The 1332-nt window shown below is 43.1% G+C and carries 1 protein-coding gene; it reads right to left on the bottom strand.

Annotated elements, in window-relative coordinates:
* Window positions 1–158: 158 nt before the first annotated feature.
* Window positions 159–1332: porin (locus B7Y67_RS18260; protein ID WP_293599849.1), on the bottom strand; the 1174-nt coding region annotated here is incomplete at its 5' end.

Raw genomic sequence — 1332 nt, forward strand, 5'->3', positions numbered from 1 at the left:
AGCAAGAACGTATCCGTCAACAACAGATGAAGCTCAATCAACAACGCAGCAAATTGAACAGCGTGTAGTGAGTTCTGTAAAGAAAAAACCCACCGTGTTTCCACGATGGGTTAATTTAATACCAAACTAATTCGTAACTAGCCTAAGCTAGTGCTAAATTAGAAAGTGTGGCGTACACCAACTGCGTAGTTATTCGCACCGCTAGAGGGCTGAGTAGCCAAGCTAGAGCTTGATTGTTGTGTTGAGCCAAAAATCGCGTATAAGTTAGTACGCTTGCTCAACCAGTAGTTTGAACCCAACTGGTAACCAGTAAAGTTAACTGTCTCAGCTTGAATTGTGTCAAAACGACCTGTACCGCCTGATGCCCAAGCTTCGATCTTTGGAGTAATGAAGCTACGAACACCAATCTGCTGTGCAGAACGTTGGATGTAATTGTTTCCATTTAACTCAGAGGTTACTTTACGGTTAATGTACTGAGCATATGCCTTGAGAATACCAAAGTCGTAAGTAGCAGCATAGTACTGTTGGTTATCTTGAGCGTTGGTTGCTGCAGACTGAGTGCTCCAAATTGCAAAGCTCGTTGAAGTTGGCTGATTAGCCTTAAGTGATTGATAGTTTGCAGTAACTAACAGCTTTTTCCAGTTGTAGTTAATACCAACACCCCAACCATTTTTGTCATTCTGACCGCCTGAAGTTGCAGAGTTCTGAGTATTATCCTGATTAGCCATTGTGTAGAAAGCTGTACCTTGGAATCCAGCAAACTTATCAGACTGAACTTTTAACATGTTGTTAGTTCGTACTGTATATGCACCAGTAACAGTAGAGTCTTGGTTAGTGCCTGCAATGGCAGAGTTGCTACCAACTGTGTTTCCGTTATTACCTGGAGCGATTGGATAAATTACGTCACCAACCATGTTGTTTTGCTGGCCAGCAGAAGTGGCGCCAACTGCTGTGTGAATTACTGTGTACTGAGTACCGATTGCTACGTTACCAGTGCCTTTTTTAGACACACCAACAAATGCTTGACGGTTTGTACCACCAGTTGCAGCACTAGCTGAGTTTGGAGTTACCGCTAGTTCAACGGTGAAAAATGCATTCATACCGCCACCTAAGTCTTCAGTACCTTTGAAACCTAAACGGCTTGTAGACTCAGCTGAAGAACCAAATGAGTTGTAAGTAGATTTTTGCGTGTTGCCAGTTGATGTAAAGCCACGGTTGTTACCGCCGATGTAACCAACGTCCAAAATACCGTAAACAGTCACTGATGACTGAGCTTGAGCTGCGCCAGCAAATGCTGTCATTGCTGCAACTGCTAATAGCGATTTTTTCATT

It is taken from the genome of Polynucleobacter sp. 35-46-11 (assembly GCF_002281105.1).